Source organism: Promicromonospora sp. NPDC060271, from assembly GCF_042726755.1.
GTDB lineage: Bacteria > Actinomycetota > Actinomycetes > Actinomycetales > Cellulomonadaceae > Promicromonospora.
The window spans coordinates 1-25917 of sequence record NZ_JBHXBG010000079.1 but is presented as its reverse complement, the minus strand read 5'-3'; the positions used below and the strand labels follow the sequence as shown (position 1 = coordinate 25917).

21 protein-coding genes are annotated in these 25917 nt (G+C 72.0%); 9 read left to right on the top strand and 12 right to left on the bottom strand.

Annotation, left to right across the window (positions count from 1 at the left end):
* Nucleotides 1–84 precede the first annotated feature (84 nt).
* The 6 genes from ACFWE2_RS13975 to ACFWE2_RS13950 all read right to left on the bottom strand — a co-directional run bounded on the left by ACFWE2_RS13975 (nucleotide 85) and on the right by ACFWE2_RS13950 (nucleotide 6925).
* A complete protein-coding gene (locus ACFWE2_RS13975) occupies nucleotides 85–1071 on the bottom strand; it encodes an ABC transporter substrate-binding protein (protein ID WP_377224833.1) in 987 nt (328 codons plus the stop codon).
* Nucleotides 1072–1154: 83 nt separating this feature from the next.
* Nucleotides 1155–2156 (bottom strand): ABC transporter permease, encoded by a 1002-nt coding sequence (locus ACFWE2_RS13970; protein WP_377224832.1) that lies wholly within the window; start codon nucleotides 2154–2156, stop codon nucleotides 1155–1157.
* Nucleotides 2153–3703 (bottom strand): sugar ABC transporter ATP-binding protein, encoded by a 1551-nt coding sequence (locus ACFWE2_RS13965; protein ID WP_377224831.1) that lies wholly within the window; start codon nucleotides 3701–3703, stop codon nucleotides 2153–2155. The genes ACFWE2_RS13970 and ACFWE2_RS13965 overlap by 4 nt, the downstream gene beginning before the upstream one ends.
* 138 nt (nucleotides 3704–3841) lie before the next feature.
* On the bottom strand, nucleotides 3842–4831 hold the full coding sequence (locus ACFWE2_RS13960; RefSeq protein WP_377224830.1) for an aldo/keto reductase: 990 nt from the start codon (nucleotides 4829–4831) through the stop codon (nucleotides 3842–3844).
* Between the two features lie 111 nt (nucleotides 4832–4942).
* Nucleotides 4943–5788, bottom strand: coding sequence for an SDR family NAD(P)-dependent oxidoreductase (locus tag ACFWE2_RS13955; protein ID WP_377224829.1), 846 nt, complete (start codon nucleotides 5786–5788; stop codon nucleotides 4943–4945).
* A gap of 102 nt (nucleotides 5789–5890) precedes the next feature.
* Entirely contained in the window at nucleotides 5891–6925 is a 1035-nt protein-coding gene (locus tag ACFWE2_RS13950; RefSeq protein ID WP_377224828.1) for a TerC/Alx family metal homeostasis membrane protein, read from the bottom strand.
* A gap of 106 nt (nucleotides 6926–7031) precedes the next feature.
* On the opposite strand from ACFWE2_RS13950, the gene ilvD reads away from it, so the two are divergent.
* Both ilvD and putP read left to right on the top strand, forming a co-directional pair.
* A complete protein-coding gene (ilvD, locus tag ACFWE2_RS13945) occupies nucleotides 7032–8741 on the top strand; it encodes a dihydroxy-acid dehydratase (RefSeq protein ID WP_377224827.1) in 1710 nt (569 codons plus the stop codon).
* A 161-nt stretch (nucleotides 8742–8902) separates the two neighbouring features.
* Entirely contained in the window at nucleotides 8903–10405 is a 1503-nt protein-coding gene (gene putP, locus ACFWE2_RS13940) for a sodium/proline symporter PutP (RefSeq protein ID WP_377224826.1), read from the top strand.
* Here putP and ACFWE2_RS13935 read toward each other — a convergent pair.
* Both ACFWE2_RS13935 and ACFWE2_RS13930 read right to left on the bottom strand, forming a co-directional pair.
* Nucleotides 10395–11147 carry a glutamine amidotransferase gene (locus ACFWE2_RS13935; protein ID WP_377224825.1) on the bottom strand — a complete coding sequence of 251 codons (753 nt, stop codon included), beginning with the start codon at nucleotides 11145–11147 and terminating at the stop codon, nucleotides 10395–10397. The genes putP and ACFWE2_RS13935 overlap by 11 nt on opposite strands.
* Before the next feature lie 17 nt (nucleotides 11148–11164).
* The gene (locus ACFWE2_RS13930; protein WP_377224824.1) at nucleotides 11165–11842 is read right to left on the bottom strand and encodes a hypothetical protein; all 678 of its coding nucleotides are present in this window, start codon (nucleotides 11840–11842) and stop codon (nucleotides 11165–11167) included.
* An 84-nt stretch (nucleotides 11843–11926) separates the two neighbouring features.
* Between ACFWE2_RS13930 and ACFWE2_RS13925 the strand changes: the two genes are divergently transcribed.
* The 3 genes from ACFWE2_RS13925 (at nucleotide 11927) to ACFWE2_RS13915 (ending at nucleotide 14886) form a co-directional block, all read left to right on the top strand.
* Nucleotides 11927–12556, top strand: coding sequence for a TetR/AcrR family transcriptional regulator (locus ACFWE2_RS13925; protein WP_377224823.1), 630 nt, complete (start codon nucleotides 11927–11929; stop codon nucleotides 12554–12556).
* Nucleotides 12557–12721: 165 nt separating this feature from the next.
* On the top strand, nucleotides 12722–14017 hold the full coding sequence (locus tag ACFWE2_RS13920; protein ID WP_377224822.1) for a glycoside hydrolase family 6 protein: 1296 nt from the start codon (nucleotides 12722–12724) through the stop codon (nucleotides 14015–14017).
* 53 nt (nucleotides 14018–14070) lie between these two features.
* Nucleotides 14071–14886, top strand: coding sequence for a glycoside hydrolase family 16 protein (locus ACFWE2_RS13915; RefSeq protein WP_377224821.1), 816 nt, complete (start codon nucleotides 14071–14073; stop codon nucleotides 14884–14886).
* A gap of 105 nt (nucleotides 14887–14991) precedes the next feature.
* Here the strand turns inward: ACFWE2_RS13915 and ACFWE2_RS13910 are convergent, their stop codons facing one another.
* Nucleotides 14992–16047, bottom strand: a complete 1056-nt coding sequence (locus ACFWE2_RS13910) for a LacI family DNA-binding transcriptional regulator (RefSeq protein WP_377224820.1) — start codon at nucleotides 16045–16047, stop codon at nucleotides 14992–14994.
* A 145-nt stretch (nucleotides 16048–16192) separates the two neighbouring features.
* Nucleotides 16193–16852, bottom strand: a complete 660-nt coding sequence (locus ACFWE2_RS13905) for a cytochrome b (protein WP_377224819.1) — start codon at nucleotides 16850–16852, stop codon at nucleotides 16193–16195.
* A 127-nt stretch (nucleotides 16853–16979) separates the two neighbouring features.
* On the opposite strand from ACFWE2_RS13905, the gene ACFWE2_RS13900 reads away from it, so the two are divergent.
* Genes ACFWE2_RS13900 through ACFWE2_RS13885 form a run of 4 tightly spaced genes read left to right on the top strand, consistent with a single transcriptional unit; the run spans nucleotide 16980 to nucleotide 21435 of the window.
* On the top strand, nucleotides 16980–17180 hold the full coding sequence (locus ACFWE2_RS13900; RefSeq protein WP_377224818.1) for a hypothetical protein: 201 nt from the start codon (nucleotides 16980–16982) through the stop codon (nucleotides 17178–17180).
* A gap of 7 nt (nucleotides 17181–17187) precedes the next feature.
* Nucleotides 17188–18930 (top strand): alpha-amylase family protein, encoded by a 1743-nt coding sequence (locus tag ACFWE2_RS13895; protein ID WP_377224817.1) that lies wholly within the window; start codon nucleotides 17188–17190, stop codon nucleotides 18928–18930.
* Nucleotides 18927–19883, top strand: a complete 957-nt coding sequence (locus ACFWE2_RS13890) for a TIGR03885 family FMN-dependent LLM class oxidoreductase (RefSeq protein ID WP_377224816.1) — start codon at nucleotides 18927–18929, stop codon at nucleotides 19881–19883. The genes ACFWE2_RS13895 and ACFWE2_RS13890 overlap by 4 nt, the downstream gene beginning before the upstream one ends.
* A 43-nt stretch (nucleotides 19884–19926) precedes the next feature.
* Entirely contained in the window at nucleotides 19927–21435 is a 1509-nt protein-coding gene (locus ACFWE2_RS13885; protein ID WP_377224815.1) for a lipase maturation factor family protein, read from the top strand.
* A 67-nt stretch (nucleotides 21436–21502) separates the two neighbouring features.
* Here the strand turns inward: ACFWE2_RS13885 and ACFWE2_RS13880 are convergent, their stop codons facing one another.
* A complete protein-coding gene (locus ACFWE2_RS13880) occupies nucleotides 21503–23014 on the bottom strand; it encodes a multicopper oxidase family protein (protein WP_377224814.1) in 1512 nt (503 codons plus the stop codon).
* A gap of 62 nt (nucleotides 23015–23076) precedes the next feature.
* On the bottom strand, nucleotides 23077–25896 hold the full coding sequence (locus ACFWE2_RS13875; protein ID WP_377224813.1) for an AAA family ATPase: 2820 nt from the start codon (nucleotides 25894–25896) through the stop codon (nucleotides 23077–23079).
* Nucleotides 25897–25917 lie beyond the last annotated feature (21 nt).

Sequence of the window (25917 nt, the reverse complement as noted above, 5' to 3'; positions counted from 1 at the left end):
CCCTCCCCCCGCCCGGCTCTTTCGCTACCCCACAGTTCCTCGTGGGGCGGCGCCCCCGCCCCCACGTCCGCGGGGGTCTGACAGCTACTCGTAGAGGACGGCCTTGATGTCCTCGTCGTCGATGTTGTCCTTGTCGTACCAGTAGAAGCCCGAGTCGACGACCGGCTCCAGCTCCTCGCCGTTGATGGCCGCAACGGCGGCCTTGACCGTCTCGTAGCCCATCTTGATCGGGTCCTGCGTGATCGCCCCTGCCATCACCCCGTCCCGGATCGCGTCCATCTGCGCCGTGCCGGAGTCGAACCCGATCACCGTGACCTTGCCCGCCTTGCCGGTCTCCTGCACCGCCTTGACCACGCCGACGGCGGAACCCTCGTTGGCGCCGTATATGCCCTTGAGGTCGGGGTGGGCCTGCAGGATCGCCTTGGCGGCGTCGGCGGACTTGAGCTGGTCGCCTGCCGCGTACTGCGTGTCGACTATCTCGATGTCCGGCGCGTTCTCCTCGATGTACTTCGTGAACCCCTCGACGCGCTGCTGCCCGGTCTGCGACGTCTGGTCGTGCGCGATGATGGCGATCTTGCCGCTGCCGACCAGCTCGGCCATGTGCTTGGCCGCCTCGGCCGCCGCCGCCAGGTTGTCCGTCGACACCGTGGTCACCGGCACGTCCGAGTCCACGCCGGAGTCGAACGCGATGACGGGGATCCCGCGTGACTCGGCGTCGGTCATCATCGGGATCGACGCCTCGGAGTCGAGGGCCGCGAAGCCGATCGCGTCCGGGCTCTTGTCCAGGGCCGTCTGGAGCATGGTGAGCTGCTTCTCGACCTCGCTCTCCGTCTCCGGCCCCTCGAAGGTGACCTCGACGCCCAGCTCGGCCGCGGCGTCGTCGGCCCCCTGCTTGACCGCCTGCCAGAACTGGTGCTGGAAACCCTTGGAGACCAGGGCGACGTAGGGCTTGTCGCCGGTGCCCGGCTCCCCGCCCCCGCCCGAGGCACAGGCCGTGAGCGCGAGCAGGGCGGCGACCGAGGCGACAGCCGCCGCGGCGAACCGCCTGCGCGTGGTGGTGTGGATGTTCATGCTGATCCAGCTCCTTCGATGGTCAGTGCACGTCAGTTCAGGCGGTGTCAGTTCACGCGGTGTCAGTTCACGCGGTGGCCGGTTCAGGCTTCCTTGCCGCGGCGCAGCATGTCGGCGTAGACGGCGAGCACGATCACGATGCCGACGGCGACCTTCTGCCACTCCTGCGGGATCGACATGATGCGCAGGCCGTTGGTGAGCGTCGCCATGATCAGCGCGCCGATCACGGTGCCGAGGATCGTCGCCTTGCCGCCCCGCAGCGAGGTTCCGCCGATGACGACGGCGGCGATCGCCTCGAGCTCGTACCCGAGGCCCAGGCCGGGCTGCGCGGAGTTGAGCCGGGAGGCCATCACGACGCCGGCCAGGCCCGTGAACAGCCCGGCGACCGTGTAGACGACGATCTTCCACCGCCGCACGTCGACGCCGGAGATCGCCGTCGCCTCCTCGTTGGAGCCGATCGAGAGCGCATAGCGGCCGGTGAGCGTCCTGCTCAGCGTGACGTCGGCGACGACGGCCGCGACGAAGAAGATCAGGACGGCGTTGGGCAGCCCCGGGACCAGCTCACCGGCCGCGAGCTGGTCGAACCCGCCCACCTCGCTGAAGTAGATGGGCTTCGTCCCGGAGATCACCAGCGAGAGCCCCTGCGCGACCATCATCATCGCCAGCGTCGCGATGAACGGCGGCAGCCGCAGGTACGTGACGTTCAGCCCGTTCAGCAGGCCGATCAGGGCGCCGATCGCGAGACCACCCAGCACGCCGACGACGAGCGGCAGGCCGAGGTTCGCCAGGAAGACGCCGGTCATCACGGAGCACAGGGTCATGCCGGTGCCGACCGACAGGTCGATGCCGCCGGTCGCGATGACGAAGGTGGCACCCAGCGCCATGATCCCGGTGACCGCCGTCGCGAGCAGGATGCCCTTCACGTTCGCCCAGTCGAGGAAGTGCGGGCTGGCGATCGAGAAGAACGCGAAGATGGCCACCAGCCCGGCGAAGGCGAGGACCTGCTGGAGCTGCTGCCGGTTGCCGATCCGGGCACCCGGCCGCTGCCTCGCCGGTGTGCCTGGTGTCGTGGACTGCGTCGTCATGCTGGTTCTCCGGTCTTGACGAGCGAGCGGTCGGCACCGAACCGCGTCGCGAGCTCCATGATGTCGTGCTGGGTCGCGTCGGCATTGGCGAGGGTGCCCGTGACCCGGCCCTCGCACATGACGACTATCCGGTCGGCGAGCCGCAGCACCTCCGGCAGCTCGGACGAGATCACGATGATCGACTTGCCCTGCGCGGCCAGGCTCGTGAGCAGGCCGTAGATCTCGTCCTTCGCGCCGACGTCGATCCCGCGCGTCGGCTCGTCGACGATGAGGACGTCGCAGTCCCGCACGAGCCACTTGGCCAGGACGACCTTCTGCTGGTTGCCGCCCGAGAGGTTCCTGGCCGTCTGCGCGACCGACGGCGTGCGGATCGAGAGCCGGTCCACCATCTCGGTCGCCGCCCGCCGCCCGTCGCCGTCGCGGACGAAGCCCGCGCGGGTCATGCCGGGCAGCGAGGAGAGCATCACGTTGCGCACCACGTCCTGGTCCAGGAGCAGCCCGTAGCGCTTGCGGTCCTCCGAGAGGTAGCCGATGCCGTGCCGGACGGCGTCGGCGGGGTTGCGCACCGTGACCGGCCTGCCCCGCACCTCGACGACGCCGGTGGACCGGTCCGCCCCGATGATCGCCCGCGCGACCTCGGTGCGCCCGGCGCCCATGAGGCCGGCGAAGCCGAGGATCTCGCCGCGGTGCAGCTCGAAGGACACGTCCTTCAGGAGCTTGCGGGTGCTCAGGCCCCGCACCGCGAGCACCACCTCGCGCTCGGACCCGTCCGACGCCGCCGCCGTGCTGGTACGAGGGGCCGGCCGCACCCCCGTCTCGAGCTGCCGGCCCACCATCGCGGCGATGACCTCGCGGGTCTCGGTGGTCGCGGTCGGCAGCGTGTCCACGTAGCGGCCGTCGCGCAGCACGGTGATGCGGTCGGAGATCTCCTTGACCTCGTCCATGCGGTGCGAGACGTAGATGACGCCGGTGCGCGGCGAGACGAAGTCGCGGACTATCCGGAACAGCGTCGCGACCTCGGTCTCGGTGAGGGCCGCCGTCGGCTCGTCCATGATCAGCACCCGGGCGTCGAACGAGAGCGCCTTGGCGATCTCGACCATCTGCTGCCCGGCCACGCTCAGGTGCGACACCGGCTGCCGTGGGTCCAGGGGGATGCCGAGGCGTTCGAAGAGCGCGGCCGCCCGGCGCACGAGCTCGTCGTCCCTGATGAGGCCGGCGCGCCGGGGTTCCCGGCCGATGAAGATGTTCTGCGCGACGCTCAGGTCGGGCATCAGGTGGAACTCCTGGTGGATCACGCTGATGCCGAGCTCGTTCGCCTGGCGGGGGCCGGCGGGGCTCATCGGCACCCCGTCGAGCTCCATGGTCCCGGCGTCCGGCCGGTAGATGCCGGAGAGCAGCTTCAGGAGGGTCGACTTGCCCGCGCCGTTCTCGCCCACGAGCGCCAGCACCTCACCGGGCCGCAGGTCGAGATGGACGTCGTCGAGCGCGAGCACGCCGGGGAAGGACTTGCTGATCCCCGCGGCGCGGAGAAGTGCTGGGTCCGACACGCGATGCTCCTTTGCCTCCGTGTAGTCGCATTCATACCGCAGACATCCGATGCATCTCAAGATCTTCGGCTAGATCTCTCCCGAACTGTGCCGTGCGATCAAGATTTGGCGTCGATAGATCGGATGACCGACGATTGGTCAGCGAGCGGGGACCGCCTCCTCCGGGAGCAGTCCCGCATCGGCCAGCGCCCGCCACAGCTCAGCGGGCACCCGCACCGCGGCCCGCTCACCGGCCTGCCGCGCCTGCTCGGGCGTCGCGAGCCCGACCACGGTGCTCACGACCGCCGGATGCGTGCGCACGTAGGCGAGCGCTGCCTGCGGGAGCGTCACGCCGTGCTCGGCGCAGACGGCGGCGATGCGCCGGGCCCGGTCGAGCAGCCCTGCCGCCGCGGGCGCGTAGTCGTACGTGGCGTCCGCCGGCGGGGCGTCGTGCGCGAGGATGCCCGAGTTGTACGGAGCGGCGGCGACCACCGCGACACCCCGCTCGGCCGCCGCGGGCAGGAGGTCGGCCAGTGCGGCCTGCTCGAGGAGCGTGAACCGCCCCGCGCACATGACGACGTCGACGTCGGTCTCGCGGACGAGCCGCGTGAGCATCGCGGACTGGTTCATCCCGGCGCCGACGGCACCGACCACGCCCTGGTCGCGGAGCTCGACGAGCGCGGGCAGCGCCTCGCGCACCGCCTGCTCCCAGTGCTCGTCCGGGTCGTGCAGGTAGACGACGTCCACCCGGTCCAGGCCGGTGCGCTCCAGGCTGGCCTCGAGCGACCGCAGGACGCCGTCGCGCGAGAAGTCCCAGACCCGGCGGGTCGCGGCGGGCACGTCGAAGATGTCCGGGTCCTTGCGGTGCGCCGTCTCGGGTGACGGGACGAGCAGGCGCCCGACCTTCGTGGACACCACCAGCTCGTCCCGCGGCCGCGTGCGCAGGAAGGCGCCGAGCCGGCGCTCCGACAGGCCGAGCCCGTAGTGCGGCGCGGTGTCGAAGTACCGGATCCCGGTGGCCCAGGCGGCCTCGAAGGTCGCGTGCGCGTCCTCGTCGGTCATCGCCTGGTACAGGTTGCCCGCCGGGGCGGCGCCCAGGCCGAGGGCGGTGAGCCGGATCCCGGTGTCGCGCACCGTCGTCGTCTCCATGGTGTCGTCTTCTCCGCTCGGCTCTGTGCTCGGCTCTGTGCTCGGCTCTGTGTTCAACCCTGTGCTCAGCTCTGTGCTCAGCTCTGTGCTCAGCTCTGTACGCAACTCGGGTCAGCCCTGCTCGGGCGCGCGGGTGCGCAGCGCGTGCGATCCGCCGTCCACCGCGAGCATCGCGCCGGTCGTGGCGCCGGCGAGCGGGCTCGCGAGGTAGCAGACGGCGTGCGCGATCTCGTCGGCGGTGACGAGCCGGCCCGAGGGCTGGCGGGCCTCCAGGGCGGCACGCTCGGCGACGGGATCGTCGGCGGCGTCGAGCAGCCTGGCCACCCACGGGGTGTCGGCCGTGCCCGGGTTGACGCAGTTCACCCGGATGCCCTCACGCACATGGTCCGTTGCCATGGCGAGCGTGAGCGCCTGGACCGCGCCCTTGGACGCCGAGTACAGCGCCCGGTTCGGCAGGCCGGTCCACGCGCCGATGGAGCCGGTGTTCACGACGGCGGCGTGCGGCGACCGGCGCAGGTACGGCAGCGCGGCGCGCGTCACGCGGACGATCCCGAGCACGTTCACGTCCAGGACCCGCAGCCACTCCGCGTCGTCGTTGTCCGCGACGGTGCCCTGCGCGCCGATCCCCGCGTTGTTCGCGACGACGTCGATACCACCCATCGCCTCGGCCGCCGCCCCGACGGCGGCGCGTACCGCCGCGTCGTCGGTCACGTCGGCGACCTGCGCCCCCGCGCCCGCGGGGACGCCGTCGGCCACCCGGTCGATGGACGTCACCGTCGCGCCGCGCGCGAGCATGGCGCGCACGATCGCCGCCCCGATGCCCGACGCGCCCCCGGTGACGACGGCGCGGACGCCGGCGAGCTCGCCCTGCGCGGCCCCATCCGGCGCTGCGCTGCCCTGCGCGGCACTGCCCGGCGTGGCTCCTGCGGATGCCCCTGCTGTGGTCTCGGACGTCATGGGTGACCCTCCTCCGGCTCCGCTCCGGCAACTTCGCGCGGAAACATCAGATGTATTAGCGTCCGATGTATAGCACAGGGGCGGTCGGGGCCAACAGCCCGGTCAGCGCGGCGGATCCTGGTCGGCCCTGGGCTCCGGCCGGACCTGGAGCCTGGCCCTCGTGGCCGTGAGCGAGCCCGCGTGGGCCTTCTCGTCCGGCAGACCACGTGTCCTGATCAGGCTCGCGACGGTCACCACGGCGAGGACGCCGAGGACCACACCAAGGCTCAGCGGCGTCGGGATCTCCGGGATCGACTCGTCGATGTCGACGTGGCCCCAGTGCAGGATCAGCTTGACGCCGATGAACGCCAGGATGATCGCCAGGCCCGCCGAGAGGTAGACGAGCCGGTCGAGCAGTCCCCTGACGAGGAAGAACAGCGCCCGCAGGCCGAGCAGCGCGAAGGCGTTGGCGGTGAAGACGACGTACGCCTCCTCGGTGACGCCGAAGACCGCGGGGATCGAGTCGAGCGCGAACAGCAGGTCGACGCTGCCGATGGCGATCAGCACGATGAACAGCGGGGTGACGACCCGGCGCCCGTCCACCTTGGCGACCAGCCGTCCGTCGACGTACCCGTCGCTGACCGGTAGGAACCGCCGTGCGCCGCGCACCATCAGGTTGCTCTCGATGTCCGGGTCCTCGTTCCGGTGCCGGAACAGCTGCACCGCCGTGTAGATCAGCAGGAGCCCGAACAGCAGGAACGTGAACGAGAACAGGCTGATGAGCGACGCGCCGAGCGCTATGAAGACGGCGCGCATGATCAGCGCGAGCACTATGCCGAAGACGAGGACCTTGTGCTGGTGCTTGTCCGGGACCGCGAACGTGCTCATGATGACGACGAAGACGAAGAGGTTGTCGACCGACAGGCTCTTCTCGATGATGTAGCCGGCGAAGTACTCGGTGCCCGCCGCGCTGCCGTACTGCAGACCGAACCAGACCCCGAACCCGATGGCTACGGCGATGTAGAACACGGACCAGGCGGTAGCCTCCTTGAAGCCGACATGGTGCGGGCGCGCCGCCGCCAGCACCAGGTCCACGGCGAGCAGCAGGACGACAAAGCCGATGGTCACGCCCCATGTGAGCGGACTGATCTCGAGCAAAGTTCTCTCCGTCGGGTTGCCGGCACTGACGGTACGGAATATCCAGTACTGGATATCCACCTACTGAATATCCACCATCGAGCGGCCCTGTGCCCGAGGAGAGTTCATGAGCGATACCGAGAGCCCCGTCGACGTCAAGCCCCGCTCCCGCACGGTGACCGACGGCCTGGAGGCGACCGCCTCGCGCGGGATGCTCCGTGCCGTCGGGATGGGCGACGAGGACTGGGTCAAGCCGCAGGTCGGCGTCGCGAGCTCGTGGAACGAGATCACGCCGTGCAACCTCTCGCTCGACCGGCTCGCGAAGGCCACGAAGGAGGGTGTGCACGCCGCCGGCGGGTACCCGCTGGAGTTCGGCACGATCTCGGTCTCCGACGGCATCTCGATGGGCCACGAGGGCATGCACTTCTCGCTCGTGTCCCGCGACGTCATCGCCGACTCGGTGGAGACGGTCATGCAGGCCGAGCGGCTGGACGGCTCGGTGCTCCTGGCCGGCTGTGACAAGTCGCTGCCCGGCATGCTGATGGCCGCCGCGCGCCTCGACCTCTCCAGCGTGTTCCTCTACGCCGGCTCGATCATGCCCGGCTGGGTCAAGCTCGAGGACGGCACCGAGAAGCAGGTCACGATCATCGACGCCTTCGAGGCCGTCGGCGCGTGCGCGCGCGGGCTCATGAGCCAGGGCGACGTCGACCGGATCGAGCGGGCGATCTGCCCTGGCGAGGGCGCGTGCGGCGGCATGTACACCGCCAACACGATGGCGTCGGCCGCCGAGGCGCTGGGGATGTCGCTGCCGGGCTCCGCCGCGCCGCCGTCGGCCGACCGCCGTCGCGACACCTGGGCGCACCGCTCGGGCGAGGCGGTGGTGAACCTGCTGAAGCGGGGCATCACGGCACGCGACATCATGACGAAGGAGGCGTTCGAGAACGCCATCGCCGTGGTCATGGCGTTCGGCGGGTCCACGAACGCGGTGCTGCACCTGCTCGCCATCGCGTACGAGGCGGAGGTCGAGCTGACCCTCGACGACTTCTCCCGCGTCGCCGACCGCGTGCCGCACCTGGGCGACCTCAAGCCGTTCGGGCAGTACGTGATGAACGACGTCGACCGGATCGGCGGCGTGCCCGTGGTGATGAAGGCGCTGCTGGACGCCGGGCTGCTGCACGGGGACGTCCTGACGGTCACCGGCCGCACCATGGCCGAGAACCTCGCGGACATCGCGCCGCCGGACCCGGACGGCAAGATCCTGCGGGCCATGGACAACCCGATCCACAAGACGGGCGGAATCACGATCCTGAACGGCTCCCTCGCGCCGGAGGGCGCCGTCGTGAAGTCGGCGGGCTTCGACTCCGACGTCTTCGAGGGCACCGCGCGCGTTTTCGAGCGCGAGCGCAGCGCCCTGGACGCGCTGGAGGACGGGACGATCCAGGCGGGCGACGTCGTCGTCATCCGCTACGAAGGCCCGAAGGGCGGGCCCGGCATGCGCGAGATGCTCGCCATCACCGGGGCCATCAAGGGCGCCGGGCTCGGCAAGGACGTGCTGCTCATCACGGACGGCCGGTTCTCCGGCGGGACCACCGGCCTGTGCGTCGGCCACATCGCGCCCGAGGCGGTCGACGGCGGGCCCATCGCGTTCGTGCGCGACGGCGACCGCATCCGCCTGGACGTCGCGTCCAAGACGCTCGACCTCCTCGTGGACCCGGCCGAGCTCGCAGCGCGCGAGGCCGCCGGCTGGGCGCCGCTCCCCCACAAGTACACGCGGGGCGTGCTCGCCAAGTACACCAGGCTGGTCCAGTCGGCGTCGAAGGGTGCCGTGCTGGCGTAGCCCCCGGGCCGGCCCGTCCCGGCGAGACCTGCACACCGCATCGCACCGCCGGCGTGTCGCGTGCGGTGCGCAGGTCTCGTCGGCGTGCGCCTCGTCGGTGTGCCAGACTGCCGGGCTGAAGTTTCACCCGCACGTTCCGCAACAAGTACTGGAGCACCTCCATGACCCCCGAGGCCTGGAAGACGACAGCGATCGTCGCGTACCTGGCACTGATGCTGGGTATCGGCTACGCGGCCTACCGCCGCACCGACGACAACCTCGACGACTACATGCTCGGCGGCCGGCGGCTCAGCCCGGGCGTCGCCGCGCTCAGCGCCGGCGCGTCGGACATGTCCGGCTGGCTCCTGATGGGGCTGCCCGGCGCCATCTACGTGAGCGGGCTGGTGGAGTCCTGGATCGCCATCGGCCTGACGGTCGGCGCCTGGCTCAACTGGAAGTTCGTAGCACCCCGCCTGCGTGCCTACACGGAGACGGCAAAGAACTCGATCACCATCCCGAGCTTCTTCGAGAACCGGCTGCACGACACGTCGCGCTTCCTGCGGATCGCCTCCGGGGCCATCATCCTCGTGTTCTTCACCTTCTACGTCTCCTCCGGCATGGTGGCCGGCGGAACCTTCTTCGAGGGCTCGTTCGGGCTCGACTACACGACGGGCATCTGGGTCGTCGGCGGCGTGACGCTCGTCTACACGCTCTTCGGGGGGTTCCTCGGCGCCACCTGGACCGACGTCGCGCAGGGCATCCTGATGCTGCTCGCCCTCGTCGCGGTGCCCGTCGTTGCCTTCATCGACCTCGGCGGCTGGGGCCCGATCCACGACGGCATCCTCGCCGCGGAGACCAGCGACGCGGCGAACCACCTGTCGCTCCTGGCCGGCGCCACCTTCACCGGCGTGATCTCGGCCGCCGCGTGGGGCCTCGGCTACTTCGGCCAGCCGCACATCATCGTGCGCTTCATGGCCATGCGCTCCCCGCAGGACGCCGTCGCCGGACGCCGCATCGGCATCACCTGGATGATCCTCACCGCCTGCGGTGCGATGGTCACCGGCCTGATCGGCGTCGCCTACGTCAATGTCCACGGCGAGACCCTGGAGAACCCGGAGACGGTGTTCCTGTTCCTGTCGCAGGTGCTGTTCCACCCGCTGATCGCCGGCCTCGTCCTGGCCGCGGTCCTCGCCGCGATCATGTCGACGCTGTCGTCCCAGCTCATCGTCTCGTCGTCCGCCCTGGTCGAGGACCTGGTCAAGATCGCGGGCCGCCCGATGACCCCGCGTACCGAGGTGATGCTGGGCCGCGCCGGGGTCCTGCTCGTCGCGGTGATCGCCGGGATCATCGCGTTCGACCGCACCGACACGATCCTGGACCTGGTCGGGTTCGCCTGGGCCGGGTTCGGCGCCGCGTTCGGGCCGACGGTGCTCCTCAGCCTGTACTGGCGCCGCCTGACGAGCTGGGGCGCGCTGTCCGGCATGGTCGTCGGCGCCGTGGTCGCGTTCGCCTGGGGCCGGTCCCCGCTCGCGGACACGCTCTACGAGCTGCTCCCCGGCTTCGTGCTGGGCGGGCTCGTCGCGATCGTCGTCAGCCTGCTCACCCCCGCGCCGTCCGAGGCGGTGCGCGCGGAGTTCGCCGAGGCGACCCGCCTCGCGTCGGCGAAGCCGACCGTCACGGCCTGACCGGGTCGACCAGCTGGCCGAGCCACCGGTCGAACGTGCGCCCCGCGGCCTCCGCGAGCGCCGGGCCGTACGCGGCGGCGTCCGACCGGATGCCGTTCGGGTCGATCCCGGCGCTCGCGAGCTCGTGCGCGTGGCCGACCAGCCAGCGTTCGATCTGCGTGTGGTCGGCCTCGAGGTGGAACTGCAGCCCCAGCACGTGCGAGCCGATCGCGAAGGCCTGGTTCGGGAAGCCCGGTGTCTCCGCGAGGCGGACGGCGCCCTCCGGGATCGCGAACTGGTCGCCGTGCCAGTGCAGCACCCGGACGCCGTCCAGCGGCGCCAGCACCGAGCCGGCGGTGTCGCGGCCCTCGGTGGTGTCACGACCCTCGGTGGTCAGGGTCAGCGGGGCGTAGCCGATCTCCTTGCGGCCGGTGGCGACGACGTCCGCCCCGAGCGCCGCGGCGACGAGCTGCGCTCCCAGGCAGACGCCGAGGGTCGGCCGCCCGGCCCGGACCCGCGCCGCGATGGCTTCCCGTTCGGCGCCGAGGAACGGGTAGGCCTCGGTCTCGTACACGCCGACCGGGCCGCCGAGCACGACCAGGAGGTCCGGCTCCAGCGCGGTCTCCGGCGTGACGGGCTCGACCGGCACGTCCAGGTACGACGTCCGGTATCCGCGGGCGCGCAGCAGGGGTTCGAGCAGCCCGAGGTCCTCGAAGGGCACGTGTCGGATCGCGAGCGCGTCGCGCGTGATGGGGTGCGTCATGGGTGCGGGCTCCTCGGTCAGGGGATGTGGCGGCGCACGGCGTCCAGGAACGCCGCGCCGTCGTCGACGGCGATGCGCACCTGGGTGACGGTAGCCGGTCCGTTCGGCAGCCGGATCGCCGTCGGCCGCTCGAGCTGGATGTCGATGTCGGTGGCGTCCTGCACGACGAGGTTCAGGATCCGGTCGTCGTCCGGCCCGGTGAGCGACGTCGGCCGGGCGCCGGCGAGTGCGCGCCTGCGGCGCGCGACCGACGCGACGTCGTCCCACGGCAGCACCACCTCCACCTCGCCGCCGTTGCGGACGATGATCCCGTCCGGGCCGACCGCGTGCGGGCGGGTGAGGTACCCGCAGAGCATCCCCAGCATGGCGGTGGCGCCCCAGATGCCGAGGACGAGCAGGGGGAACCTGACGGCGGGCCAGCGGTGCGTGAGCAGGTCGACCATCGGTATCTCGACGGCGGACAGGACGAGGAACACGACGAGCACCGAGCGGATCGGGCCGTCGTAACGATGGGCGGACGCGCCGCGCGGGACGGTCGGCCGACGGAAGACGGCGCGGCCGATGCTCCGCCAGCCGGCCGCCTCCATCGCGACGGCCCGACGGCCGAGCCGTCGGAGGCGCGCCGGAGCGAGCCTCCAGCCGCCGCGTGCGGTGTCTGTGCCGGTCCCTGTGCCCGTGCCTGTGCCCGTGGTCATCGTCGCCGTCCTTTCGCATTTCACTTGTAATGTGAAAAGCGTAGACGCCTTGTCAATACGACTGCAATGTGAAAACGTGCACCCATGCCGAAGCGCGTCGATCCCGAGGAGCGCCGTGCCCAGATCGCCGCGGCGCTGCTCCGCGTGGCGGCGCGGCAGGGTCTGGAGGCGGTCAGCCTGCGTCATGTCGCGACGGAGGCCGGCGTCACGACAGGCATGGTGCAGCACTACTTCCCCAGCAAGGAAGCCATGATGGACTTCGCGCTCGCCACCGTCGGCGAGCGTTACGGACGCCGGATGGCGGCGAACGCCGCCGCCCTGGAAGCCGAGCCGTCGCCCGCTGACGTGGTGCGCGTGACGCTCACGAGCATGATCCCGGTCGACGCCGACGAGCGGGAGGACGCGCGCGTCGCCCTCGCCTTCCAGTCCTACGCCGCGGCCCGGCCGGCGGCGGCCGCCGGCCTCGGTGGCACCAACGCCCGGTTCCGCGACCATCTCGCCACGCAGATCGAGTCGTGCCGCCGGTCGGCCGACATCGACCCCTCCGTGGCCGCCACCGCGCTGCTCGCGACGGCCGAAGGCCTTGCACTGCAGGTGCTCAGCTCGACCCTCTCCCCCACGGAGGCGGTCGAAGCGCTCGATCAGCAGCTTGCCCTCGTCATCGGGGAAGCCGTACGCCCGCCGGCGCCGGAACTGCGACGCGCGAAGGCTTGACACAGCCGCCGGACGGACCCGACCATTGTGCGACTGGGAGCGCTTCCACAATCTTCCAGTCACCTGTCCACCGCAGCGGAAGCTCACCGTAGCGAACAGCAACGAAGCGTTCGCAGAGACCTGTTCGCAGAGATCTGTCCGCAGAAACCCTGGGAGATCCCCCACATGACTCGACCGACCCCGCGGCGCCGGCTCCTGGCCGCCCTGACCGTCTGTGCCATCGGCGCGGCCCTGCTCGGCGCCGCCCCCGCCCAGGCGAGCAACGACGTGCTGTCCCCCGGGACGCAGATCTACAACGACCCCCACAGCTCCACCAGGGAAGCGGCCCGCAAGCTGCGCGGTCAGGCAAAGCTCGACGCGCTCCAGCTCAGCCGGGTGCCCAGCTCCACCTGGTTCACGGACGGCACGCCCGCCCAGGTGAAGAAGGACGTCCGCAAGCTCGTCAAGCACACGGGCGAGAAGGTGCCGGTCCTGGTCGCGTACAACATCCCGTTCCGGGACTGCGCGCTCTACTCCGCGGGCGGCGCGCTCGGCGTCGCCGAGTACAAGGCGTGGATCGACGGCTTCGCGGCCGGGATCGGGCGGGAGGAGGTCGCCGTCGTGCTCGAGCCCGACGGGCTCGGCGTCATCCCCTGGTACACCACGCTGGACGGGCAGCTCGAGCGGTGCCAGCCACCGGAGTACGACCCCGAGACCACCGGCCGGGACGCCGCCGCCGAGCGTTTCGAGATGCTCAACTACGCGGTCGACCGCCTGAAGCAGCAGCCGAACACCGTCGTGTACCTCGACGGGACGAACACGTCCTGGCTCAACGTCGGCGAGGCCGCCGACCGCCTCGTCAAGGCCGGCGTCCAGCGCGCGGACGGGTTCTTCCTGAACGTGTCCAACTACGAGTTCACCGAGAACAGCACCGCCTACGGCACCTGGATCTCCCAGTGCATCGCCTACGCCACGCAGGTGGTGCCGGGTGACTATGCGGGCTGCGGCAACCAGTACTGGAGCGGCGGCCCCGCGAACGACTGGACCGGCGTGACGCTGTCCAACCAGGGCATCTGGAGCCCGACGGCGGCCGAACCGGCACTGAACACCGCCGGCATCGACTCGCGCTACGAGGCCGCGCTCGGCGACGTCGAGCCCAGCACGCACTTCGTCATCGACACGTCCCGCAACGGCCGGGGCGCCTGGGCCGCACCGGCCGGCGTCTACCCCGACGCCGAGACGTGGTGCAACCCGCCGGACCGCGGCCTGGGCCTGCGGCCGACGACCGACACCGGCAACGAGCTCGTCGACGCGCTGCTGTGGATCAAGATCCCCGGCGAGTCCGACGGCCAGTGCTTCCGCGGCCTCGGCGGACCCGAGGACCCGGAGCGCGGCATGGTCGACCCGGCCGCCGGCCAGTGGTTCCCCGAGCAGGCACGCGAGCTGATCGAGCTCGCCCAGCCCCCGCTCGGCGGCAGCTGAGGACCGACCACCGACAGCCCACCAGTCACCCACCGGTACCAATGGAGGTACTCATGCGATCAACCCTGCGATCAGAGACGACGCAGCACCGCACCACCGCACGCTCCCGCAACCGGCTCCGGCTCCTTGCTCCCGCGCTGGCCCTCGGCCTGCTGCTCGGGCTCTCGGCGACGCCGGGGCTCACGCCCCCCGCCGCCGCCGTCGGTGGCAGCTTCACCGACAACTTCGACTCCCACAACGGCGGGCGCTGGAACAAGGCCGACGGGTGGAGCAACGGGGGCATGTTCAACGCCGGCTGGCGCGCCGACCACGTCTGGCACAGCGGCGGCGTCATGGGCCTGAACCTGAACAACACCCCGTGCCCGGGCGGCTGCTCGAACAAGCCGTACGCCTCCGGGGAGTACCGCACGAACGAGCTGTACTCCTACGGGCGCTTCGAGACCCGGATGAAGGCGGCCTCCGGCTCCGGGCTCGTCTCCTCGTTCTTCACCTACACCGGGCCGAGCGACGGCCAGCCGTGGGACGAGATCGACGTCGAGATCCTCGGCAAGAACACCTGGCAGATGCAGACCAACTACTTCACAGGCGGAGTGGGCGGTCACGAGACGATCATCAACCTCGGGTTCGACGCCGCTGCCGGCTACCACAACTACGCCATCGAGTGGTGGCGCGGCGGCACGATCAACTGGTTCGTCGACGGCCGTCTCGTCCACCAGGAGAACGGCTCCCGCGGCCCGCTGCCCACGCGTCCGCAGCGCATCATGATGAACCTGTGGCCGGGGACCGGGGTCGACAGCTGGCTCGGGCCGTTCAACTACACGGGGCAGAAGACCGCCAGCTACGACTGGGTCCGGTACACGCAGTACTGACACGCAGTACTGACAAGCGGTACCGACCTCAAGTACACCCGGCGGGAGGGTGACGTACCAACCCCTCCCGCCGGTGTCTCATCCGCGGCTCAGTCGGGACGCGGCTCAGTCGTGGTTCGGTGCCCCGCCGGGCGCCGAACCACGCACCACCAGGCGCGTGGGCAGGATGACCGGGGTCGGCGACTCGCCGTCGATCAGGCGCACCAGCATGGTGGCCATCTCCTGGCCGAGACCACGGATCGGCTGGCTGACCGTGGTGAGCGCCGGCTCCGTGCGGCGCGCGATCTCGAGGTCGTCGAAGCCCACCACAGCGACGTCCTCGGGGACGCGGCGCCCGGCCTCCTTGAGGGCCCGCAGGGCGCCCGCGGCCATGTTGTCCGACGCCGCGAAGACGCCGTCGAGGTCAGGGTGCGCGGCGAGGAGCCGGGTCATCGCCCGGGCGCCGCCCTCGAAGCTGAAGTCGGCGTGCTCCACCCGGTCCGCCGGCAGGCGCCCGACCGCCATGGCGTCCGCGAACCCCTGGTACCGGGCGACCGCCGCCTGCAGGTCCGTCGGGCCGGCGATCGTCACGATGCGCCGGCAGCCGGAGCCCAGCAGGTGCTCGGTGGCCTGGCGGGCCCCGCCCCGGTTGTCGACGTCGACGTACCAGCGGGCCTCACCGTGCAGCGGCCGGCCGCCGATGACCACCGGCAGCTCGGTCGCCGCCGCGACCCGGTTGAGCGGGTCGTCGCCGCGCAGGGCCATGAGCATCACGCCGTCGGACCGACGGGAGCGCAGCAGCCGTTCGAGCCGGGCCTGGCCGCGCTCCGAGGACGCCAGCATGAGCGTGAGATCGAGCTCCGACCGGTCCAGCCCCGCGGCCACGCCGACGAGCACCTGCGAGAAGAACGGGTCCCCGAACAGCGCGGGGTCGTCGTTGGAGATCGCGAGGACCACCGACCCGCCGGTGCTCGTCGCCAGGGCGCGCGCCGTCGCGTTGGGGACGTAGCCGAGCTCGCTCGCGGCCCGGGCGACCGCCTCGCGCTTCGCCGGGCTCACGTTGCGGGCGTTGTTCATCGCGCGGGACGCCACGGAACGCGAGACCCCTGCCCGCCGGGCGACCTCTTCGAGCGTGGGCACCTTGGGCGCTCGGCCCTGGCCGGTGGTCATGGGGTCTAGCATGCGCGCCAGCCTAGTCACTCAGTCCCCCGCCGTGCGCACACCCTCCATCCGGTCGGCCAGGCGCACGTGCCGCGTGACCCACGGGCCGAGCAGCGCCAGCACTGGTCACCCTACGATCGTCATCGGGTTACCGGCGGCGCGCACCTCAGAGCATGCGGCCGACGACGCGGCGCCGGACGACGACGCCGACGTGCACCGTCAGCGCGACGTAGAAGCAGATGTGCGCGGCGATGTGGACCGGCACGAGGTCGCCGCTGCCGACCACCAGCGCGATGCCGGTCGCCGGGACCACGAACAGCATGGCGAGCAAGGTCTGTTCGGCACGGTGCAGCACCTTGCGGTCGGTCCGGGTCAGGCGCGGGTCCCAGGGCGGCAACGTCGTGGTGCGGCGCCACACGACGCGCACGACACCGATCGCGATGATCGCCAGCCCGAGCAGGACGTGCCAGCCGGGCAGCGTGAGGCCCACCGGGTCGCCGCCCAGGCCACCGGGCAGGTCGCCGGACCACAGATCCGCCCAGGCAGTGCCGACGGCGTCCTCCGCGGCCGCCTCCACACCTTCCTCACGGACCTCCTGCGCCTGCTCGCACCGGTCCTCCAGCTCGTCGAGGCGCTGCTCCTCGGCGTCCGGCGTGTCTCCGCCGCTGCGGTCCTCGCCCGGTGGGTCGCAGTCGACGTCGGGCACGTCGGCCTTGTCGTCCATCACGTAGCCGACGGCGAGCTGGGCGAGGAGCAGCGCGACGGTCGACCAGTGCAGGACCTTCGTGACGATCCCATAGCCGTGCTCGCCGTTGCGCCACCTCATGGGCGCTACCTCACCGTAGATCGGCCCGGTCGTCCAGCCCCCATAACCACCCGGAACCACCGCGAGTGCGAGGTACCGGGAGCCGTGGCACGGTGCCAGAAGAGTTGCCACCGAACAGGAGACGACGATGACCGAGCAGCCCGGCTACGACCCCGCCCAGGACCCCGACGCCGACCCTGACCAGCTCAACCCGCGCGAGGGAGCCGCTGCCGGCAACGACGAGAGCGACTCCGCTCGCGAGGCCGGCTCGGGCGACGAGCCCGACCAGGACGCCGATCCCCGGTCGATGAACCCGCGCACCGGTCCCCGAGCCCACCCCGAGAGCTGAGGTGACCATGCGGTCCTCCTGGTACACGGACGCCGTCATCTATCAGCTCGACCCGCGCCTGTACGCCGACTCCAACGACGACGGCTGGGGCGACCTGCGCGGCATCACCGAACGCCTGCACTACCTGCGCGGGCTCGGCGCCACGTGCGTGTGGCTGCTGCCGTTCTACACGTCGCCCTTCCGCGACGGCGGCTACGACGTCGCCGACCACCTCGCGATCGACCCGCGGCTGGGCGACCTGGCCGACATGGCCCACCTGCTCGAGGCCGCCGAGGACCTCGGCCTGCACGTCCTCGTCGAGCTGATCGCTCAGCACACCTCCGACCAGCACCGCTGGTTCCAGGAGGCGCGGCGGGACCGGAACTCCCCGTATCGCGACTACTACATCTGGGCCGACGAGCCGAACAACGACATCAAGCCGATGTTTCCCGACGTCGAACCCAAGACCTGGACCTGGGACGACGAGGCGCAGCAGTTCTACCGGCACGCCTTCTACTCGCACGAGCCGGACCTGGCGCTCGACAACCCGCGCGTCCGGGACGAGCTGTACCGCATCGTCGCGTTCTGGCTGCGCATGGGCGTCTCGGGCTTCCGGGTGGATGCCATGCCGATGATGCTCGAACGGGCCCGCGCCGCCCGCCCGGACACCGACGGCCAGTGGCTCGTGCGCGACATGCGGGCCGCCGTGACCGGGCAGCGCACGGGGGCCGTGCTGCTCGGCGAGGTGGACGAGGCACCGGCCGAGGCGGCCCAGTACTTCGGGTCCGACGGCCAGGGCATGTCGATGCTCCTCGACTTCTGGACGAACAACCACCTCTTCCTCGCCCTGGCCCGGGGCCAGGCCGAACCACTGGAGCGAGCGCTGCGCCACCAGGCCGCACCCCCGGACGGTGCTACCTACGCGCACTGGCTGCGCAACAACGACGAGCTGAACCTGGTCCGGCTCGCGGAGGACGAGCGCACCGAGGTGCTCGACGCCTTCGCTCCCGAGGACTCGATGCGGGTCTACGGCCGCGGCATCCGCCGTCGCCTGGCCCCCATGCTCGACGGCGACCCGCGCCGCGTAGCCATGGCGCACGCCGTCATGCTCTCCCTGCCCGGGCCACCGGTGCTGCGGTACGGCGACGAGATCGGGATGGGCGACGACCTCGACCGGCCGGAGCGCGAGGCCGTTCGTACCCCCATGCAGTGGTCGACCACGCCGACGGCGGGCTTCTCGAACGCCGCGCCCGAGCAGTTCCAGGCTCCGGTGGTCACCGGCCCCTACGGCCCCGAGCACGTGAGCGTGGACGAGCAGAGCGTGCGTGACGGCTCGCTGCTGCACCGGGTGGGCGGGCTCGTGCGCGCCCGGCTGGGGCTGAGCGAGCTCGGCCGGGTACGCCCGGAACCGTGGGACCTCGGTGTCTCGTCGGTCCTGGCGCTGCGCTACCAGGTCGCGGAGTCCAGCGTGCTCCTGATCGCCAATCTCGCGGACGAGGACGTCGTCGCGAAGCTGCCCGCCGACGAGGCCTCAGCTCTCGAGGCAGGGCTCGCGCGTTACGTCGACGTCCACGTGGACCAGGACTACCCGGCCATCGAGGCCGACGGGCGCATCCCCGTCGCCGGGTACGGCTACCGGTGGCTGCGACGCACGGTCGACGGCGACGCGGTGGACGACCCGGCGGTGGAGCCGGCGGGCGGGGACCCGGAGAGCCGTGGTTCACAGCGCGATCCGGAGAGCCGCGAGCCCAAGAGCAAGGAGAGGCGATGACCGTCATCGGCTTCCACGTCTCCCACGAACAGCTCCACCCCGCCGAAGGGCTCCGCGTGGCCCGGCTCGCGCAGGACGCGGGCTTCGACGCCGGGATGTGCTCTGACCATGTGGCGCCGTGGAGCGAGCGGCAGGGCGAGTCCGGGCTCTCGTGGTCCTGGCTCGGCGCCGCGCTCGCCACCACGGAGCTGTCCTTCGGCACCGTGTGCGCGCCCGGCCGGCGCTACCACCCGGTGATCGTCGCCCAGGCGATCGCGACCCTCGGGGCCATGTACCCGGGCCGCCTGTGGGTGGCCCTCGGCTCGGGCGAGTACCTCAACGAGCACGTGACCGGAGAGCCGTGGCCGCCCAAGGCCGAGCGCGACGCCCTGCTGGCGGAGTGCGTGTGGGTGATCCGGGCGCTCCTGCGCGGCGAGGAGGTGGACCACACGGGCCTGGTCGTCGTCCGCGAGGCCCGGCTCTGGACCCTGCCGGAGGTCATGCCGCTGCTGATCCTCCCCGCCCTGACCGTCGCGACCGCGCGCAGGCACGCCACGTGGGGAGACGGCCTGGTCACCGTGAACAAGCCGGTGGCGGAGCTGCGGCAGATGGTCGAGACGTACCGGGAGGCCGGCGGCCGGGGCGAGGTCGCCGTCCAGGTGCACCTCTCGTGGGCGCCCACCGAGGCGGAGGCCGAGGCGACGGCGCTGGACCAGTGGCACACGCTCACCGGCCCGCCCGAGGTGGCGGCGGACACCGCCACGACCGCCGAGTTCGACGCCCTGGCCGCCGACGTCGGTATCGCCGACGTCCGGCGCGCCGTCCTGGTCTCCTCCGACCTCGGCGCGCTGACCGCCCACCTGGCCGCCCTGCGCGACGCCGGGGCCGACCGCCTCTACCTGCACCACGTGGGCAAGCAGCAGGACGCCTTCATCGAGGCGTTCGGCGAGCACGTGCTGCCGGCGCTGCGCTGACGGCCGGGTGGGGAGCCGGCGCGCCGCCGGTTAGCGTGGCCACATGGCAGGCACACTGCCCGACTGGCTCGGCTGGTGGTCGAGCGCGGACTACGACGTGGCGCGCACGCTGCTCCAGCGTGGCTTCGGCGCGCTGTACGCGCTCGCGTTCCTCGGCGCGCTGCGCCAGTTCCGGCCGCTGCTCGGGGAGCACGGCTTCCAGCCCGTCCCGAGGTACGTCGCCCGCACCCACTGGCGCGACGGCCCGTCCCTGTTCCGGCTGCGCGGCCTGCGCTACTCCGATCGGCTGCTCGTGGTGGTGGCCTGGTGCGGCATGCTGCTGGGGGCGAGCGTCGTCGTCGGGCTGCCGCAGGCCGGGCCCTGGTGGGTGCCCGCGCTCGTGTTCCTCGCGCTGTGGTGGCTGTACCTGTCGCTCGTGAACGTGGGGCAGACCTTCTACGCCTTCGGCTGGGAGACCCTGCTGTGCGAGGCGGGATTCCTCGCGGCGTTCCTCGGGTCCGACGCCGTGGGCGCACCCGCTCTGATCATCCTCGCGGTGCGCTGGCTGCTGTTCCGGCTGGAGCTCGGCGCCGGTCTGATCAAGTGGCGCGGCGACACCGCCTGGCGCGACCTGACCGCCCTGAACTACCACCACGAGACGCAGCCGCTGCCCGGCCCGTTCTCCTGGCACGCCCACCACCTGCCGCCCTGGTGGCACCGGTTCGAGGTCGCCGGCAGCCACGTGACCCAGCTCCTCCTGCCGTGGCTGCTGCTCCTCCCGCAGCCGTTCCCGTCGGTCGCCGCCCTCGCGTTCGTCGTCACCCAGGGCTGGCTGGTGCTGACCGGCAACTTCGCCTGGCTGAACTGGGCCACCATCGTCCTGTCGCTCGGCGTGGTCGACGACGGCACGTGGGCCTGGCTGGGCGGCCTGCTGGGGCTGTCCGACGGCGGCGGGGCGTCGTCGTCCACCGGGGCTGTGGGCTCCACCGCGGCGGCCGCTGCGCCTGCCGCACCGCTCGCCTACGTGGTCGTGGTCAGCGCAGTGGCCCTGCTCCTGCTGGCGCTGTCGGTCCGGCCGGCCCTGAACCTCGCTTCCCGCCATCAGCGGATGAACGCGAGCTTCGAGCCGTTCCGGCTGGTCAACGCCTACGGGGCGTTCGGCTCGATCACCCGGCGCCGCGACGAGATCACCGTCGAGGGCACCCTCGCGGACGAACCGGGGCCCGACGACTGGGTCGAGTACGAGTTCCGCGGCAAGCCCGGCCCCGTCGGCCGCCGTCCGCCGCAGGTCGCGCCCTATCACCTCCGCCTGGACTGGCTCATGTGGTTCCTGCCGCTCGGCCACTCCGCACGGTGGTTCACGGTGTTCCTGCGCCGGCTGCTGGAAGCCGACCCCGCGACCCTGCGGCTGCTGCGCCGCGACCCGTTCGACGGGCGGCCGCCGCGGGCCGTCCGGGCGGTCCTGCACCACTACCGGTACACGACGCCGGAGGAGCGCCGCCGCACCGGCGACTGGTGGGTGCGGGAGCGGCTCCAGCTCGCGGTGGACCCGGTACGCCTGCCCGGCGGGTAGCGGCAGGCCGGTCGCGGGCCGGTCAGGAGTGGGCCGGTCAGGAGTGGACCGGTCAGGAGTGGACCGGTCAGGAGTGGGTGTGCGCCGCCGAGATCGTGCCCACCTGCTCGCCCTCGGCGAGCACCACGAACTGGCCCATCATGCCGTCGTCCTCGTGCTGCAGCAGGTGGCAGTGGTACATGTACGGCACGTTCGGGTCGGTGTGGTCGGTGAAGCGCATCGCAAGCCGGTAGCGCCTGCCCTGGACCAGCAGGACCGTGTCCTTCCAGCCGCGCAGGTGCGGTTCCGGCTCCGCGCCGTCGACCGTGAGCACCTGGAACTGGACGTCGTGGACGTGGAAGTTGTGCAGGAACCCGTTGTCGTTGGTCACCTCCCACACCTCGACGGTGCCCTCGCGGACGCCGAAGTCGATGCGGTCCATCGCCATCGAGCGGCCGTTGATCTGGTCCGACGCGAGCACGAAGGTGCGTTCGGCTGCGACGGCGGCGCCGGCCAGGTCCGGGGCGTCGGCGAGCGCTCCGGGAATCTCGGTGGGGAACGCGGCGTCGTCGGCGAGGGTGTCCGCGGCGCGGAACCGGCAGATGTCGAGACGGTCGTCGAACCCGTCGAGGCGGCCGGACGCCCCGCCGAACTCGGACGGGTAGGAGCGCAGGTCGACGGTCTCGCCGGGCTCGAAGGCCACGACGATCTCGGCGCGTTCACCCGGCGAGAGGTACAGGCGGTCGGTCTCCCAGGGTTCGGCGAGCAGACCGCCGTCCGTTGCGATCAGCGCGAACCGCCGGTCGTCGGAGAACCCGAAGTTGTACAGGCGCGCGTTGGAGGCGTTGAGCAGGCGCAGCCGCACGAGCCCCGTCGTGACGTCGAAGTACGGTCCGAGCGTGCCGTTGACGAGGATCTCGTCGCCGATCACCCCGAGCGAGCCCGCCAGCGGGATGCGCTCGGCGAACTGGTTGTTCCCGTCGAACGCCCGGTCCTGGACGATCATCGGGACGTCGTCGACGCCGTAGGTGGACGGCAGGTTCGGCGTGTCGGTCTCGTCGTCGACGATGAACAGGCCGGTCAGGCCCCGGTAGGTGTGGTCGGCGGTCGCGCCGTGCACGTGCGGGTGGTACCAGAGCGTCGCGGCCCGCTGGTCGACGGTCCACGTGGGCTCCCAGGTCGCGCCGGGCGTGACGGGCTGGTGCGGGCCGCCGTCCATCGCAGCGGGCAGGTGCATGCCGTGCCAGTGGAGCGAGGTCTCCTGGTCGAGGCCGTTGTGCACGGCGAGGCGCACCCGCTCGCCGCGACGGGCGCGGATCGTCGGGCCGAGGTAGCTGCCGTTCACGCCCCACGTGCGGGTCGCCGGGCCGTCCTTGAACGCCGTCTCCCCTGCCTGGAGCCCGAGTGCGAACACCCGGGCCCCTGCGGCGTCAACCGTTGACTCGGCGAGCGGCGGGATCACCAGCGGGGAGTCGAGGTCGACGGCGCCAACGGTGTCCCGCCTGGCGGTGGCGTAGTAGGTGCCGAGGCCGCCGGCGCCGAGGACCGCTGCTCCCCCGAGGCCGATGCCGATGATCTTCAGGACTGTGCGACGTTCCATGGCACGACGGTCCCCCGGACGGGGCGTGCGTCGCGTCGGTGAGAACTACGTAGACCTGAGAGCTACGCGGACCTGAGGTCGGGCTGGTCCCTGAGCTGCCGGCGGGACGTGATGCCGAGCTTGCGGAAGATGTTGCGCAGGTGCGCGTCGACCGTGCGCGGGCTGATGAACAGCCGGGCGGCCACCTCGGCCGACGTCGCACCCGTTGCCACCAGGCGGGCGATGTGCAGCTCCTGCATGGTGAGCTGGTCCCGCACGTGCCCGGACCGTCCGCGGGCGGTCTCACCGGTGGCGCGCAGCTCGGCGGCGGCCCGCTGGGCGAACGCCTCGAGCCCGGCGCCGGACAGTAGGTCATGGGCGGTGCGCAGGTGCGGGCGGCAGTCCCGCCGTCGGCCCGCGCGGCGCAGCCACTCCCCGTACAGGAGGTCGGCCCTGGCCCGGTACGGCAGCAGCGGGCTCTGGGCGAGATGGTCGAGCGCCTCCCGGTAGTCGTCCTCGCACCCGGTCACCAGGGCACGCGCGCAGGCGGCGATACCCAGGCCCGACGCCGTCCCGCTCGCCTCCGTCCGTTCGGTGAGGGACTCCAGCGCGGCCCGGGCAGCGTCGAGCTCACCACAGCGGACGGCGGCCTCGACCAGCTCCGGCAGGGCGATCCCGGCCATGTAGAGGTCGTTGTCGGCGGATGCCCGCCGGGCGGCGTCGAGCGCCGCGGGATAGTCGCCGAGGCCGTTGTTCAGCACCGCCCGCGCCCAGTGCACGTTCGCGACGAACTGGCCTGCGCTGAGCGCGGTAGCCGTCGCGGCCTCGAACAGCGGGAGCGCCTCCTCGCGACGTCCGCGCATCGCAGCCAGGTGCAGCCGGTGGTACATGACGGAGGGGACGCCCGTCGCGTCGGTGATCGCCTCCTCCTCGGCGACGGCTGCCATCGCCCGGTCGAGGTCGCCGGTCATCGCGGCGTGGGTGGCCGTCTGGGCGAGGCCGAGGCAGAGGACGAGCGGCGAACCCGACTCGCGGCCGTGCTTCATGAGCCACTCGACGATCGTCGCGTGCCTCTGCGAGTCCCACAGCTCTGCGGCGAGCATGATGGCGAGTGCCGGATGCCGCGTCCACGTCGCGCCGTCCACGCCGTCGAGAGCGGCCCGGACCAGCGGAACCCCGGCACGGTGCCCCTCCGTGACCAGGACGGACAGTGCGTCCAGGAGGTCGGGGGTACGCGGGGCAGGCTGGGCCGGCTGGGCGGCGGCCTGAGCCTCCGCCAGGACCCGGTCCATCATGCCGGTGCCCCTGCCCACGAGCAGGCTCATCTCGAGCGCTTCGAGGTAGATCTCGCGGGACCGCTCCGGGGCAGGCCCCGCGAGGCGGCCGGCCGCGCGCAGCATGAAGGTCGGACCGCCGTCGTCCCCATCCCGCACGAAGGCGATCTGGCCCCGCAGCAGGTCTGCCTCGGCAAGCTGCAGCTCGTCGAGACCCGAGCCCCGGCCCGAACCGTCGGCGGCGGCGAGCAGCTCGGCCGCGCGGTCGGCGGCACCTGCCTCGAGCTGGGCGCGCGCCGCCGTCAGCGTCCGCTCCACCCGTTTGCGGGCGTCCAGCGACAGCTCAGCGGCACGTTCCAGGAACGCCGCCGCGGCCACCACCCCACCGCGCGCCCGGGCACGGGACGCCGAACGCTCCAGCTCGGCCGCCACGTCGTCGTCCGGTCCGGCGCCGGCCTGTGCGCGGTGCCATGCGCGCCGGTCCGGGTCCGCGACCGGGTCGGTCACCGCGCCGAGCGCCCCGTGGGCTCGCCTGCGCTCCGTGGCGCCCGCCGCCTGGTAGGCGGCCGCGCGGGCCAACGGATGGAAGAAGCGGACGCGCGTACCGAGCTCGACGAGCCCCGTGGCGGTGGCCGCCGCCCCCGCGCGCCCCACGTCGATGCCGAGCCGCTGCGCCGCGGGCCACAGCAGCCCGGGGTCACCGGTCGGGTCGGCGCTCGCGACGGTCAGCAGCAGCCGCGCGTCCGCGGGCAGGCCGGCGAGCGTCGCCCGGAAGCCCTGCTCGACCCGGGTCGGCACCGGGGCCGCGTCCGGCGGGGCGAACCCGCCGGCCCTGGGAAGGGCGAACAGGGCCAGCGGGTTCCCGCGCGCCTCGGCGACGATCCGGTCGCGCACCTGCTCGTCGAGGGCCTCGTGGCTCTGCGCGGTGAGCAACGTGCGGGCCTCCGCGTCGCTGAGCCCGCTGACGGTCAGGCTCGGTAGTCCGTCGAGTCCGTCCAACCCATCCGGCCCATCCGGCCCGTCCGGCCCGTACGGCCCGTCCGACCTGTCCGGCCCGTCCGACCTGTCCGGCCCGTCGGCGGGTGGAGGCAGCCGGACGGCGAACACCATGGCGACCGGCTCGGCGGCGATCCGCCGGGCGAGGAACGTCAGCGCCTTCGACGAGGCGGCGTCCAGCCACTGGGCGTCGTCGACCAGGCACAGGAGCGGGCGTTCCCGGGCCGCGGCCGCGAACAGGCCGAGGACGGCGAGACCCACGTGGAAGACGTCAGGTGTGCCCGTGGCCAGCCCGAACGCGACCAGCAGGGCGTCCCGGTGCTGCGGGGGCAGCTCGTCGAGATGCTTCAGGACGGGTACGCAGAGCTGGTGCAGGGCGGCGAACGGCAGCTCCGCCTCGTACTGGGACCCGGTCGCTCGGATGACCTGGAACGCGGCATCGCCCTGCTGTGGACTCTGTTCGACGCCCTGCCGCACGCTCTCCAGCAGCGCGCTCTTGCCGATGCCGGCCTCGCCGCGCAGAACGATGGCACCACCCCGGCCGTCGCGTGCGGCATCGGTCAGCTCGCTGAGGCGCCGGGTCTCGCGCCGTCTCCCGACGAGCGGCCCGCGCGGCCCGGCTGACGTTCGCATACGCGTACGTTAGCGAGAGCC